The 14,691-nt window shown below is 43.0% G+C and carries 13 protein-coding genes; 8 read left to right on the top strand and 5 right to left on the bottom strand.

What is annotated here, in order from left to right; all coding sequences use genetic code 11:
* The first annotated feature begins 85 nt into the window (after window positions 1-85).
* Window positions 86-1,174 (top strand): DUF871 domain-containing protein, encoded by a 1,089-nt coding sequence (locus BMZ78_RS15470; RefSeq protein ID WP_093231317.1) that lies wholly within the window; start codon window positions 86-88, stop codon window positions 1,172-1,174.
* 186 nt (window positions 1,175-1,360) lie between these two features.
* On the opposite strand, the gene BMZ78_RS15465 is transcribed toward BMZ78_RS15470, so the two are convergent.
* The 3 genes from BMZ78_RS15465 to BMZ78_RS15455 all read right to left on the bottom strand — a co-directional run bounded on the left by BMZ78_RS15465 (window position 1,361) and on the right by BMZ78_RS15455 (window position 5,132).
* Complete coding sequence (locus BMZ78_RS15465; RefSeq protein ID WP_093231316.1) at window positions 1,361-2,539, bottom strand: MalY/PatB family protein; 1,179 nt, start codon at window positions 2,537-2,539, stop codon at window positions 1,361-1,363.
* Between the two features lie 218 nt (window positions 2,540-2,757).
* A complete protein-coding gene (locus BMZ78_RS15460; protein ID WP_093231315.1) occupies window positions 2,758-3,768 on the bottom strand; it encodes an ARPP-1 family domain-containing protein in 1,011 nt (336 codons plus the stop codon).
* Window positions 3,769-3,770: 2 nt separating this feature from the next.
* Complete coding sequence (locus tag BMZ78_RS15455) at window positions 3,771-5,132, bottom strand: hypothetical protein (protein WP_093231314.1); 1,362 nt, start codon at window positions 5,130-5,132, stop codon at window positions 3,771-3,773.
* Window positions 5,133-5,709: 577 nt separating this feature from the next.
* Here BMZ78_RS15455 and BMZ78_RS15450 point away from each other — a divergent pair.
* The 4 genes from BMZ78_RS15450 (at window position 5,710) to BMZ78_RS15435 (ending at window position 10,117) form a co-directional block, all read left to right on the top strand.
* Window positions 5,710-7,368, top strand: coding sequence for a tetratricopeptide repeat protein (locus BMZ78_RS15450; protein ID WP_093231313.1), 1,659 nt, complete (start codon window positions 5,710-5,712; stop codon window positions 7,366-7,368).
* A gap of 385 nt (window positions 7,369-7,753) precedes the next feature.
* Complete coding sequence (locus BMZ78_RS15445) at window positions 7,754-8,194, top strand: thiol-disulfide oxidoreductase DCC family protein (protein WP_093231312.1); 441 nt, start codon at window positions 7,754-7,756, stop codon at window positions 8,192-8,194.
* A 9-nt stretch (window positions 8,195-8,203) separates the two neighbouring features.
* A complete protein-coding gene (locus tag BMZ78_RS15440; protein WP_093231311.1) occupies window positions 8,204-8,680 on the top strand; it encodes a hypothetical protein in 477 nt (158 codons plus the stop codon).
* 471 nt (window positions 8,681-9,151) lie between these two features.
* The gene (locus tag BMZ78_RS15435; RefSeq protein WP_093231310.1) at window positions 9,152-10,117 is read left to right on the top strand and encodes a threo-3-hydroxy-L-aspartate ammonia-lyase; all 966 of its coding nucleotides are present in this window, start codon (window positions 9,152-9,154) and stop codon (window positions 10,115-10,117) included.
* Between the two features lie 299 nt (window positions 10,118-10,416).
* Here BMZ78_RS15435 and BMZ78_RS15430 read toward each other — a convergent pair whose 3' ends face one another.
* Window positions 10,417-11,331 carry a Gfo/Idh/MocA family protein gene (locus BMZ78_RS15430; RefSeq protein ID WP_093231309.1) on the bottom strand — a complete coding sequence of 305 codons (915 nt, stop codon included), beginning with the start codon at window positions 11,329-11,331 and terminating at the stop codon, window positions 10,417-10,419.
* A 167-nt stretch (window positions 11,332-11,498) separates the two neighbouring features.
* On the bottom strand, window positions 11,499-12,428 hold the full coding sequence (locus BMZ78_RS15425; RefSeq protein ID WP_245739875.1) for a GNAT family N-acetyltransferase: 930 nt from the start codon (window positions 12,426-12,428) through the stop codon (window positions 11,499-11,501).
* A gap of 164 nt (window positions 12,429-12,592) precedes the next feature.
* On the opposite strand from BMZ78_RS15425, the gene speE reads away from it, so the two are divergent.
* From speE to ytfJ, 3 genes are read left to right on the top strand one after another with little or no spacing between them, the layout of a single operon-like run.
* Window positions 12,593-13,447, top strand: a complete 855-nt coding sequence (speE, locus tag BMZ78_RS15420; RefSeq protein WP_175482521.1) for a polyamine aminopropyltransferase — start codon at window positions 12,593-12,595, stop codon at window positions 13,445-13,447.
* A 59-nt stretch (window positions 13,448-13,506) separates the two neighbouring features.
* Window positions 13,507-14,166, top strand: a complete 660-nt coding sequence (locus tag BMZ78_RS15415; protein WP_093231307.1) for a DUF2953 domain-containing protein — start codon at window positions 13,507-13,509, stop codon at window positions 14,164-14,166.
* The gene (gene ytfJ, locus BMZ78_RS15410; protein WP_093231306.1) at window positions 14,139-14,612 is read left to right on the top strand and encodes a GerW family sporulation protein; all 474 of its coding nucleotides are present in this window, start codon (window positions 14,139-14,141) and stop codon (window positions 14,610-14,612) included. The genes BMZ78_RS15415 and ytfJ overlap by 28 nt, the downstream gene beginning before the upstream one ends.
* Window positions 14,613-14,691: the final 79 nt, after the last annotated feature.

Raw genomic sequence — 14,691 nt, 5'->3', positions numbered from 1 at the left:
GTATTGTTTTTGTAGAGAGAAGAAAGTGGCATTTTCATTTCCTGTCTGATCAAAAAATCAAGTCCAGTGAGGTGGATGAACAACCATGAAGCAATTAGGGATTTCCATTTATCCGGAACACTCCACGCCAGAGAAAGATAAAGCGTACATAAAAATGGCTTCTCAGTATGGATTTCGTCGGATTTTTACCTGTTTATTGTCAGTCGATGGAAATAAAGAAGAAATCATGAACCGATTTAAGGAGATCATCCATTTTGCCAATGATCTGGGCATGCAGGTCATTTTGGATGTGGCCCCGCCGGTATTGCGAAAATTGAATGTATCTTATGACGATTTATCCTTCTTCCACGAACTGGGTGCTTATGGGATCCGTCTGGACCTGGGCTTTACCGGTCATGAAGAAGCAGCCATGACTTGCAATCCCTATGGCTTGAAGATTGAAATCAATATGAGCCAGGGGACCAGGTATGTGGATCAAATTTTGAGTTGTCAGCCTAACCGCGACAATCTATGGGGCTGTCATAACTTTTATCCGCATCGATATTCCGGTTTATCGTATGACTTCTTTGTCAAGTGCAGTCAGCAATTCAAGGATTTGGGAATTCGTACAGCTGCTTTCGTCAATTCCCATTCGGCTACCTTCGGTCCCTGGCCGGTTATGGAAGGGCTGTGCACACTGGAAATGCATCGGGAATTGCCCATTGATGTACAAGCCAAACATTTATTTGCCACCGGCTTAATCGACGATGTCATTATCGCCAATGCGTATGCTTCCGAAGAAGAGTTGAAAGCACTCAGCCAAGTTGATCGGGAGGTTATCACTTTTCATGTGGAGTTATCGGAAGATATTACCGATTTGGAAAGAAAGATTGTTTTGGAAGAGACGCATTTTTATCGGGGCGATGTCTCTGACTATCTCATTCGCTCCACGCGAAGTCGTGTAAAATATAAGGCGGAAAGTTTCCCGCCACATAATACGGTGGATATGAAAAAAGGAGACCTGCTCATTGATAATGAGCTGTACGGTCAATACAAGGGTGAACTGCAAATTGCCCTTCAGCCCATGAAAAATTCAGGGAAAACCAATGTGGTTGGAAAAATTGTGGATGATGAGGTTTTTTTATTGAAGTATCTCAAGCCTTGGAGCAAATTCAAGTTTGCTGTCAAAGAGTAAGAGGGGATTTTCTCATAAAAAGAGCTGAAATGGAGCCTTGATTAACAGTCAGATGGCACCTGTATGGAAAAGATACAGGTGTCATCAGATAGAAATTGACACTTCCAATGCTTGAAGGCGGGGGGCCTTGGGTTAGCATGCGCAGTCCGTTTCCGTTATGGCGGGCACCCAAGGCAAATGAATTGTTCATCGACAGTTTTTGATTGCGGTCTCTATCCGTTGTAATCCTTCTCTAAGTATAGAGCGTGGGCAGGCAATATTGATTCTGACAAATCCTTCTCCTTCTTGGCCGAAAGTGGATCCTTCAGATAAAGCGACTTTTGCCTGTTTTAACAGCAATTGATGAAGTGTTTTTGCATCCATTCCAAGATTGCGGCAATCAAGCCATACCAAATAGGTTCCTTCTGGTTTGACTACTTGGATCTCTGGAATATGTTTTTCTAAATATTGGATTAGAAATTCAAGGTTTTTGGACACGTATTCCAAACATTGATCTAGCCATGATTCTCCATATCGATAAGCACTTTCAGTTGCCAGAACTCCAAATGTATTGGTGAATTGCAAATAATGGTCTTCGATTGCTTTTTTGAAAATCTGTCTTAATCTGGGATTTGGAATGATAATGTTAGAAGTATGCAAGCCAGCCAAATTAAAAGTTTTGCTTGGTGATGTGCAGATAATCGTGTTCTGGGCGAAATCTTCCGAAATCGCTCCAAAAGGTGTATGGGTGTATCCTTTGTAGACGAGATCACAATGAATTTCATCTGATACGACAAGGACATTTCGCTCCAAGCACATTTCTCCCAAACGGGTAAGTTCTTCCTTTGTCCATACACGTCCAACCGGATTATGCGGACTGCAGAGAATCAATAATCTGACACCATGATCCAATTTTTGCTGTAAGTCAGCAAAATCCATTTGGTATCGCCCATAGGTATATTGAAGCGGATTGGTGACGAGCTCACGGCCATGTCTTGTGACTACCTGTGCAAATGGAGCGTATACAGGGGGTTGGATTAAAACTTTATCTCCAGGTTTGGAAAAATGTTGAACGATGAAACTTAATGCCGGTACGATTCCGGGACTGAAGCAGATCCATTCTCTTTGTATGGACCAATGATGCCTTTTTTGCGTCCATTGTATGATGGCTTCATAATAGGATTCGGGCCGAAGGGTATAGCCAAAAATTCCGTGTTCAGCTCTTTGCTTGATCGCTTCAATGACAGGAACAGGGCTTCTGAAATCCATGTCAGCTACCCACAAGGGAAGAAGATCTGATTCCCCGAACACTTCTTCGACTCCATCCCATTTTTCGGATGCAGTATGATAACGATCAATGAGCTGATTAAAATCATATTGTAACATGATAGAACCTCCATAAAATAAAAAGCCTCTAGCACAACCACTAGAGGCTTGACTTCATAAATCATGTAGGACAGGCGGTCAGCGCTATAGCAGCCACTTACTGTCCTCGGAATGACAGTCTAATCCAATTTGGCACTGGATCGGGTAAGCCTGCATAGCCCAACTCAGTTCCTACCATGTACATAATATAGAAATTTTATAGGAAAGTCAATATGTTTCTACAAAGAATAGATCGAAAAAATGGAGGCATAGATGATCCGTTTTTGTTGATGAGAATGGAAAATGCGTCCAACCGGTTCAACTTCTTCCACAAATTGTCCAGCGAAATTCGTTCCAATCAATGTTTTTAATCTGAAATTCAAGTAGGTGTCTTCTTCTTTGACTTCATAATTTCCCAGTTTTGCAGAGGATAATTTGGTTAACAGTTTCTGTTCATACTCACTCCGTGCATTCTCCAGTTCCGCTCTTAACTCTGTTAAATTTTTCGCTTCAAAAGGTGAAGGAGGACCCGCTTCATTGCCTCCATTGATTCTTTCTTCCCACATAGCCGCTACACCGTAGCAAAAGCAGACCAAAGGCATCCACAATTCACGGAAATATTGATAGGTAGGAGCAATTTCCAATCCGACCAGTTCATCCCGTATGAAAAAGATGGCGCCAATCTGTTCAGAGAGAAGTTCAAACCGGCTTTGATACTGATTGAGATACCCACGCTCCCGGCTAATGATTTGCTCCAGGTGTCCCCGTTTGGGTAAATGAAAACGTTCATTGAGCAGACTGATATCAGGCCAGAGCTTGCCAAAGTCGTTTTTTCCCCTTAACGCCAATGCCTGGCTGCGAAGCTGAAGGGGCAGGATAAAGAACCACTGCTCTTTTCCTTTCAGATAGCCGCCTTGGGATTGCTGGACACAGCATGCATCATTCATCGTGATTGTTTTTCCCGGAGGCAGCAGCGCTGAGCGACATAGTGCATGGTTTTGTGCCCCATCCTGAATATAGCCCATATGCAATGGAACAACGGCGACCGCTTCCTCAGATACATTCGATAATTCCACATTTCCATATCCCACAACACGATTGAGCCTTAATCCTATCAGAGGAGGAGAAAACGCTCCTTCTGCTTCAGGCCCAAAGATCGGGATGACGGTCATTACACCGGAGCGCTGTGGGAGACCAAGCCGATACTCCGATAAGTCAAATAACTCTTTGGTTAATGTTTGCCATTCCATCTCTAAAACTCCTCTTCCCATTGAGAAAGTTTTTTAAGCAGATAGTTTTGTGCCGCTTGCAAACTATCTTCCTTTCCAACATAGATCCATAAAGATAATAGCAATTCGGCAAAATCAGCCTGATGCCAGAAAGAGAATTCCTGGATGTTTGGAGCGGGACGACGCAATTCCAGATGATCTGCATAAGAAAATTTGCTATGGCAAAATACAATGGGTGTCTGGATTTTCATTTGCTTTAATGTAGCCAGTACTCTGGCCAAATCGCCAGCATGATGGTTTTCATACCCATCGGATATGATCATCACCAGATCCGGTTCTGTTTCCAGGGCTGTGATCAGCGGACCAGCCAAATCCGTCGTTCCCTTAGGCTCCGGAAAATCTCCTTCACCACCAACCGTGAGCAATGTAAAGTTGGGACAGACTTTTTTCAATACTTTGGTTAGCGCAAGTGATTGTGACAGACAGCAGAATTCGCGTTCACCATAGCCGCGAGTGGAAGCAGAAGCATCCAGAATGCATACCACTTTCCCATCGTAGTGAGGAACACGTTCAGCTTCCATGGCGACCGCTGTTTCAATCGTTTGGAGATACATCTCCTTTTTTTCCGGGCTGTTACCATATAAATGCGCAATTGCAGCTGCAATTTCTCCCCGGTTTGTGGCAGTAACAGTTGTAGGACGTTCAAAAGCAAAGGCTTTCACCAATGGCTGATGGGTTTCTGTATAAGAAGTCCCGTTTTCATTGGATGGATTTTGTTCCTCTTTCTGTCTGTAAAGAGTGGCAAAAATCTTACGTACCCGCTCTGGATCGGAATGGTATTTTAATAGATTTTTCCGTAGATACTTCTGTTTTTCGGTATCTGATGAAGACAGATAGCGAAAGCAGGCGCGAGCGACATTTTTACCTAAAGCATGTTCAACGGCATCCACAACGGCACGCCGGCGTCGTTTGCTCATATCGAGCGCTTGTGGATGATTGAGGATAAAACGTAAAATGGTATGGCGTACATGTTTGTAATTCGCACGTTCCCTCCTCAGTGCCAGGAAAACGCGCAGGACTTGATCAGGATGAAGGATCGTGCACAAGAAGGATACAATCCGTTGCAAAATGTTTCTCTGTTCCTGGCCAAAATGTTGCCATGTACTCCGTAACAACTGGAATAAAATCCGTTCACGCTGCTCAGGCAATGCTTTTTCAGAAAGGCTTAATAGTCCATATAGGATGGGGTTTTGCTGATAAATGGATTGATGTAAAGAAATATCTTTCCATTCAGGCGGTAACCCTTTTCGCAAAAGAAAAGGTGAAGATGAAGATACCAAATGTTCTATAAAATCATGAAATGACTTTGTTTGTCCCCCATTCATCCCTATTCCTCCCTGGATCATCGACCTCTCCATTTTGTAGGCCATGCATACAGATAAAAAATAATTTCGTAAAAGAGCCAGTATTATTACTATAAATAATCATTATTGAAAGTCAATAGAATATGCAAAATAAGAATAATAAGATGTATTGTTGATAAACCAGGTTCCTTTACCAGTTGAACGACTTTGGCTTGTATTGATTGAGCGAGAGTGAAACGGAAAAGGAAAAGCGGCATATAACGGTAACTTTGTCAACAATCTGAATAAAATGGCCTGCTTGGTTGACTATTTTTCTGGCAAAATAGATATGTTATATATAATTTGTTACATTGTAAATCAATAGACATTTTCGTTAGTAGAAAAAGAAAGAAACCAATCGGAAGAAAGCCGTTTTCTAGATAGGCCTTGTTGCATTAATGGATTAGAAACCGTTATGGCATCTACTCTTTGAGCGAATCGTTTTTGTGTAGGATCGACTTTTGCGCCAAACAAGAGCGGGAGAACGTTCAAAAACGATGATCGGCTTAGTTATGCAACAAATCCTACATTAACAAATGTAAAGGGAGAGTGGAGTTGAGTGGATAAACAGTATAATCTCATGATCGCTGAAGGAGAGAAATGGCTGCGAAAAGGTGCTTCCATGGGGCATCTTCCTTCCATGTATGAACTGGGTTGGCGATTGATGGATGGAGTGGGGCTGGCAGCCAATCCGACTGAAGGAGAAAAATGGATGAGAGAAGCGGCAGAAAGAGGCTATCTCTACGCCAAAAGAGGTCTGGGCTGGCGTTTGTTTGATGGAACGGGAATTGAACGGAATATGGAAGAAGGAGAAAAGTGGCTGAGAGAAGCGATCGAAGACGGCGATGTAGTGGCGATGAATGAGTTGGGCTGGCGGTTGATTGATTTTACGGAGAAAAAAGAAGAAGGAGAAAAGTGGCTGCGTAAAGCGATTGCTGCTGGAAATACAGCAGCCATGGTTAACCTGGGCTGGCGGTTAATTGACGGGAAAGTTGGGACCAAAGACCCTGTCGAAGGACAAGATTTGATCCTGAAAGCCATCGAGGCAGGCAGTACTTATGGGATGCGTGAACTGGGCTGGCGCCTGATTGAAGGAGCAGGGGTAAAACAAAACGTCATGGAAGGAGAAAAATTGTTAAGGCAAGCGATGGAACAGGGCGATTTAAGAGCGACTTATTACTTGGGCTTTCGCATTTTGGACGGAAAAGTGCCGCAAGCTGATCCGAAAGAAGGAGAGAAGCTTCTACGGTGGGCTGCTGAAGCTGGTGAACCGGGAGCGATGCGTTCGTTAGGCTGGCGTTTGATCGATGGAAAGGATATGGAGAAAAATGTGGAAGAAGGGGAAATGTGGCTCAGAAAAGCGATCGATGCTGGAGATGAGATCGCTATGTATGAACTGGGCTGGCGCTTGATTGAAGGTGAAGGACTCAAGCAAGATGTATTGAAAGGGAAGAGATGGTTGAAGCAGGCAGCCATTTTAGGCGATCTTTATGCCATGTATTATCTGGCTGGGTGGATGTTATCTGGAAAAATCCCTGAAGATCATCCAGGTGAAGGCGAAGAGTGGTTGCGTAAGGCAGCGAAATTGGAATACCCAGCAGCGATGTGCCAATTGGGCTGGCGTTTAATTGATGGCGATGGCGTGGATCCCAATCCGGAAGAAGGAGAAATGTGGCTTAGAAAAGCCATCGCTCAAAATCATGTTGTGTCAAAGTGTGAATTGGGCTGGCGTATCATTCAAGGTTGTACCCCGACTAAAGATCGGGCTGAAGGGGAAAAGTTGCTGAGAGAAGCGATGTTGGCTGGGGATGTCAAAGCGATGTACTGTTTGGGATTGTTTATCATGGATGGAAAAATCGCTAGCGAAGATCCTGGGGAAGGGGAGCGATTGATGCGCCAATCTGCCGAAATGGGTCATCCAATGGCCATGAAAACATTGGGTTGGCGCTTACTTGATGGTGACGGTCTGGAGCAAAATGTGGAAGAAGGAGAAATGTGGCTTAGAAAAGCGATTGAAGAAGGAAATATTGATGCGATGTACGAATTGGGTTGGCGTTTGGTCGATGGTGTAGCCGTACGCAAAAACGTGCTTGAAGGAGAGAAACTGCTAAGAGAAGCGGCAGAACAGGGGCATGCCGATGCGATGTTTGCTTTGGCTGTTCGCTATTTGGATGGCAAGCTCCACTATGCGGCAGAATCAGGTGGGAATGTACATTAATGGAGATGTCCATCAAATTCGGTTTTCCTTATCCAGCTGAATGGTTTATTGCTCGTTTTTAAAGAACGGGAGTAACGGGAAAGGAAAACCGGCATATAATGGATACTTTGTCAACAAGTTATATTAATCTGAAATTTTCCGAAAATATGGATACATTTCTCCTGCGCTTCGGGATGGATTCCTTCCTCCGTGACAACTTCTGTACCATCACAGACACTTCGTAAGGAACCCATCCCTCTGCTTTATAGAAAGCAGAACCCCTTTTTCATTACGAAAACCAGCATATAACGGAAACTTGTTAATCTTCTTTTAATGCTGCGTTAAGCCATATTTAAGGTTTTTCCATGAAAATAAGAATAGGGCAGTGATGAAAGGAGGCTGAAACATGAATCACCTCCCTGAGGATCTGGACAGGCACTCCATCATTCTGTTTGATGGAGTTTGTCACTTTTGTAATGGTGCCGTTCAGTTTGTGATTAAGCGGGACAAAAAAGGGCATTTTCGATTTGCATCCCTACAGTCCAAAGTGGCACAGGCGCTTTTTTCTGCTTACCAGATTCAACGGCCATCGCTTGATTCCATTGTCTTGATCGAAGACGATCGTTACTATTCTGAATCCACAGCCATCTTGCGTATTTGCAGGAAAATGGATGGGGTTTGGAAGGGATTGTATCTTTTTATGTTGGTACCTAAACCGGTTCGGGATGTATTGTATCGCTGGTTTGCCAAGCGAAGGTACCGCTTTTTTGGAAAAAGCGAAACCTGTATGATTCCGACTCCCGAGATTCGCGAGAGGTTCCTGGAGATCGATGAGGTAGAAAGGTGAAGATGCAACATGACTCAAAACCGATTGATTCGTGTCCTCAAACAGTCTGTTCCTGCTACGATGCGTCTATTTTTGGCTGCCATCTTTTTACTTTATGGATTGGTGAAATTCTGGCCGGGCCAATTTGGTGTCCCAACGCCGGAGATCGCCGCCCGTAATGGTGAAGGCTTTGTCATGGCCTGGAGCTTTTTTGGTTATTCCCGTGTTTATGAAATATTCATTGGATTAGGCGAGGTATTGTCTGCCATTTTGCTGATCATTCCCCGTACGGCAACGCTGGGGGCGGTTTGTTATTTCCCGGTGGTATTGAATGTGATGATGGTCAACTATTGTTTTAACATTGGAGTACAGGATTTAAGTACCGTGTTGGCGGTCATGTGCTTCATTCTGTTGTGGTTGGACCGGAAAAAGCTCATGTTGATTTTCTGGAAAACGGAAAAAGTGGATCAATTACTTCTGGAATTGGAGAAGGGTGAGCGAAGATGACAAGTTTTGTGATTGGGGAATTGATTGTGATATTTGTTCTGACAACGATCTATTATTGGATCAAAGATGTCAGAGAGGAAAGAAAAGGGAAACGTACCGAATGAGGTTAAATGTCAATTCAAAAGTCCCTGGAGTTACAAAGCGATGCAATACCCGCTCCGTTTTTCCGACTCGTTCCGACAGCGCCCTGCAAGGAAGGATCTCAAGGCCGCTCCGAGCCGGAAGCTTAAGAAGCGGGCAAAAGACGCTACCGCTTAAAAGGATATTGCCCGCGTTTTCAATCTTTCGCTTTCCGGCTCTCCGCTGGGTAGGGCTCGTAAGTCACTCACTTGGAAAAACTCCGCTTATTTTCATGCATAGTTACGTATAAATATAAGCAATGAAATAGCTTCTAATAACAGGGATAAAGAGTACTTTTTCATAAAAAAGGGAAATGGATTGACTGTATCGTACAAAAAAGGAGCAGAAAAAATGGAATATGCAACGATACGGGCAGCCTATGAACGGATTCGAGAAGTAGTGCATCAAACCCCTGTGATCACATCACGCACATTAAACCAAATCACGGGCAAGACCATTTTTCTCAAATGTGAAAATTTTCAACGGGGTGGAGCGTTTAAATTTCGCGGAGCTTATAACACGATCATGCAATTGTCGGAGGAAGAGAAAAGGCATGGAGTTGTAGCTTATTCCTCTGGAAACCACGCCCAGGCAGTGGCGTTAGCAGCCAGGTTATGTGGAACGCGAGCGGTTATCTGTATGCCTGAAGATTGTCCCGCAGTCAAGCTGGAAGCGACAAAAGGTTATGGAGCCGAAATCGTGCTTTATGACCGACATGCCGAGGATCGTGAAGAAGTGGCAAAGAAGTTGGCGGAAGAGCGTGGACTGACAATCATTCCTCCCTATGACCATCCATCGATTATTGCGGGGGCGGGGACAGCTGCACTGGAGTTGCTTGAACAGGTTTCCGATTTGGATGCAGTGATGACAGCGGTTGGCGGCGGTGGATTGATTTCTGGCACCAGCCTGGCCACGCATGGAAAAGATCCTGCCATCCGGATTTATGGAGTGGAGCCTGATACAGCTGATGATGCCAGGCAGTCTCTGAAGCAAGGGGAACGGGTGATGATCGCTCCTCCAGCTACGATAGCCGATGGACTTCGTTCACAAGTGTTGGGTGAGCTGACTTTTCCCATGGTAAAAGAGCATGTAGCCGATATTTTGACCGTGACGGATGAAGAAATCCTGGCGGCTGTTCAGTTTGCCCTGTTGCGGTTGAAAATCGTCATTGAACCATCTGGGGCTGTTCCGCTTGCAGCCGCGTTGTTTCACAAGCTGCCCTCACAGGTAAAGCGGATCGGAATCATTATTAGCGGTGGAAATATCGATCCACAGGTATTATCGGAAGCACTGGATCGAAAGTTCAGTTTGATTTAAGTAGCTGTTAAGATGAATTTAAGGTTTCGGAGTAAAAATAGAAGATGAAAAGAGCTTGCAGTTTGAACTACCTCCCTAGGAAACTTGAAAAAGCACTCCATCTCGGCCCGAAGGTGGAGTGCCTGTTTTTTGCTCATAGATCAGTGCTTTTTGCTAGCATAATGGTTTTTTGATTTCTAGATATGATCGATTATGCAAAAGATACTGCTAAGAAATGCGAATAGCATGAATATATTATAAAATAGAGTAAATGTAAAAAGTGAAAATGGATATTACTTGGCGTTACATTGATGAATATACTAGCCATTTTTTCTTACCATTTGTTCTACCCATTGTTGAGACTGGAGCCCTTCCCAACCGTTGACAATAGGTTCATGATCATGAATTAAGCAGTCAATGAAATGATTTACTGCCCCTTCAAATCCTCTCCTTTTAAGGATGGATTCCCATGAATCCGAAGATTTGATTTGGATGCCATCACCCGCTTCAATTTCCATAATGTCTAGATTTTTTACTCGCATAATGGAGCCTGTTGAGACAATTTCCAATTGCTCTAAATTTGTCCCTGCTTTTCGGTGCATGGATGTAGTAATCAGGTATTTTCCTGATTTCATGTTATGTTGAGTATAGAGAAGTTGATTATTCCCTGTCTTTTGAATTATTCCATCCGAGATGGAAGTTGCTCCTAACCAACGGGCGGTATCTACTAGATGAAGATAGCTATCTAAGAGCGTAAAGTCGTATGTGTGATTAGGGTAAATTCCATTTATTCGATGTTTCTCGATGCGAATCCATGCTACTTCACTCATCTTTTGTTTCGCTTCTACGTAGAGAGGAGCAAATCTTCTATTAAATCCAACCATAAGTTTCCGATTCAATTGATTGCTTAATTCGACTAAACGTTTTGCTTGCTCTACAGTAGCAGCAAGAGGTTTATCCACATACACATCTTTGCCCATTTGAAGAGCTTTTTCAACAATTTCATAGTGTGTATCTGTAGAACTATGTACAAATATGGCATCACAAGCAGTTAATAATGAATCCATATCATTAAATGATTCTATGCGATATTGTCTACATAGTTCATCTCTTTTTGATTTAGTCGGAGAGTAAGCTCCTACAAGCTTCCAGTTCTTTTCAATGCTTAATAAAGGCAAATACACTTTTTGTGCTATGGAACCTAATCCTATCATTCCTACCTTGGGTTGATTCATATTTCTCCTCCTTTTACTATTATTAAATATATCACAAATAGTTTATAAATTAATACAAAAGGTACATAGTGTGTTGAATGATTTCATATATCATTGGAGGAAAACCGGCAGAGGAGCAATGTAACCATAAGATGAATCGAACAGTATCTGACTCATTTCTTAAATAATCAGGGTACGATGAAACTCCGTTCCATGATCCATCGCCCTGGCTGTGGAATATATCCCATACGTTGATTGATTTTTAATATCCCTTTGTTTACGGATAAGTTAAAGGTTCTGAGAATATTTACGTTTTGGGAGTAGGCATAGTCAGCAGCGATGGATTTCAGGATGGAAGCAATTCCTCGACCCCGGTAATCCGAACATACGCCAGTAAAAGCATTCCACATTTCTTTTTTACTGATATCTCTTAATACAGTCATTCCGATCCATTTGTCTGCGTCCTTAGCGATCCAAATCCCATCTGCACGAATACCACTCGACGATAAGAAGTGTTTTGCAAAGTCAATATTTAGCTCCTCAACACCGTAAAAGTCTGGTGTATCCTTACACAATTGAAGAAAAAGGTGATATAACCGATTCCACTGATCTTTATGAGATTCATTGCTTAAACTTACATATTTGACTCCATGGCATGTAATAGGAACTTCAGATAACTGAAATCTTGGACAATGGTTGGTTAAATCAAGAATCGAATCAAATTGATGGAATCGAAGACGAAAACCCTTGGATTCCGCCCACTTTTTTGAGGCAATATCCGTGTCTAAAATCACCGTTTCAAGCCCTTTGGGTTTCTGATCCTGAATGATTTTCCATAAGCGATGCCATAGTGCGGTTCCATAACCTTTTCGGCGATGATTGACGTCTACTTGAATCGTTGCAAACAAATATCCGTTTCTTAAGCCAGGCCGTTTTATCAAGTTAGCATAAGCAACGATTGAATTTTCCACTTCTAAAACCAGGCGCTTCCAGTAATCCGAACGCTGTGCTTCTTGATCCAGAGTTCTAAATCGCTCTAATGACATGGGAGAATGTTGAGATTGGTTAAAAATATTCAACACATCTTTTCTATCTTCTTCATTGTAATAACGAATCATCAATGACGATCATCCCCTTTAATTTAAGATGATGGGTTTGTTGTTGAGATCGTTGAACCCATTTTATATTTCCATTATAGTAGGTGATTAGTTAGCAAAACTCTCGTTATTTTGATACAATTAGTCTTTGGTTTATATATTTCATACATAAAGGAGGGTTTGACATGACCGAAAATCTGAAATATCTCCAGACAGTGGATGGAAACACCTGGCTTGTAGAAGATGAAGCAGAAAATTTAAAAATCAATTATCGCATCAATGAAGTGGTGTATCAGGAACGTTCACCATTTCAGCATGTAATGGTCGTAGATTCTCCAGTCTTTGGACGGATGCTCGTATTGGATGGAATTGTGCAAACGACATCATTGGATGGACATATTTATAATGAAATGATCACTCACGTTCCGCTTTCAATCCATCCCAACCCAAAGCGTGTACTCATTATTGGCGGTGGAGATTGCGGTGCAGCACGTGAAGTGACGAAATATGAACAAGTGGAAGAAATCGACATGGTCGAAATTGACGAGCTGGTGGTGAAGGCCTGTAAAGAGCATCTCACTGAAGTTTCCGGCAATTTGTCAGATCCACGGGTCAACTTTATCTTTGATGATGGCATCAAGCATGTAAAGAAATACAAAGATCATTACGATGTGGTCATTGTTGATTCTTCGGATCCCATCGGACCTGCTACGCAACTGTTTGAGCGCAGTTTTTATGTAGATATTCATGCGGCTCTCAAAGAGGATGGATTGATGGTATGCCAAAGCCAATCGCCGATCTTCCATATGCACATCCTGAAACAAACCTACGGATACATTCAAGAACTGTTCCCGATTAGCAAAGTGTATACAGCTGTTGTGCCTACTTATCCAGGTGGCATGTGGAGCTTTACATTGGGTTCCAAAAAATATGAACAGGTCATGTCCGATCAGTTTGACAAAGATACCAAGTATGTGAGTCAGGATATTTTGAAACAATGTTTTGCCCTACCTGCTTTTTTGCAAGCAGCATTAAAGTAGCATTTGTATAAAAGCCCCAATCACTTGCCTAAACTACCTAATAATGGCAGGTGGTTGGGGTGAAGTTTTTTTTATGGGTTGGAATGATCCTGGTTGCGCTTCTTATTATTCTTCCATTTACATCTGTTCGTATCGAACTGCTATTTAAGTGGGAAAATGAGAATGATCGGGGCGAAGTAAAGATTCGAGCGCTATTCGGTTTGGTTCGCTTGCGTTTTACCTTGCCGCAATTGGATTGGGCAGGAATCGATCGAGGTTTAAAGGTTTCATTGGCCGAAGAAACGAACGACACATCCCCCAAGAAAGAAATCATTGGGAAAAAGACCATTCAACGAGGAAAAGAAATGGTTCGTGAACTGTTGGATCAGATCGATGGGTTGAAAGAAATTTTACGGTGGTTCTTTAGCAAAGTGACCTGTGAAAAATGGGTTTGGATAACTTCTGTTGGCACAGGAGATGCGGCGGAGGCAGGCTTTTTGACAGGAATAGTCTGGACGCTGAAGAGTATGCTGATCGGCTGGATCAGTCCGTACATACGCTGGCAAAAAGCGCCTGAATTACATGTTGAACCGTTGTTTTATCGCGAGGCTGTGGGGATGACCTTTCACAGTATAATTCGCTTCCGCTTGGGGCATGCTATCCTTGCCATCAAACGTTTATATTGGGATCGGAACAAAAGGAGGAACTTGAAGTGGCAGAGCATCCAATCCAAGGCTTGATGCAAACAGCAATGGAAAATTTGAGAGATATGGTGGATGTCAATACCATTATCGGTGAACCCGTGGAGGCACCGGGTGGTCAAGTTATTATTCCTGTATCGAAACTGGGATTTGGCTTTGCAGCAGGAGGAAGCGAATTTAGCGGAGGAAGTCAAAACAAGAACCCAGACACTGTTAGGGGACAGGGTGATTCGGAGAGAAATGGCTCTGGTCAATCCAAAGGTCAAAAATCGTATCCATTTGGCGGTGGAAGTGGTGGGGGTGTTTCTATTACACCCGTTGCTTTTATTGTCGTTGGAGAAAAAGATATTCGTTTATTGAGCCTGGAGGGAACCACACACCTGTATAATCGCTTGATTGATTCGGCTGCGAATTTGTTGGATAAGGTTGGTGGCGGACAGAAGAAAAAGGAAGAAAAGCCGGAAAGAGAACCGGGTTGCCATTAGAAGTTCATGGCAAGTCTACAAGCTAATTCATAACTTAAATCCGTACGAAACTGCGTATAAAAAAAGCAGCAGCGTATTT

The organism is Thermoflavimicrobium dichotomicum, assembly GCF_900114055.1.
Lineage (GTDB): Bacteria > Bacillota > Bacilli > Thermoactinomycetales > Thermoactinomycetaceae > Thermoflavimicrobium > Thermoflavimicrobium dichotomicum.
Note: the sequence above shows the minus strand (reverse complement) of the source record. Positions and strands in the feature narration are given on the sequence as shown.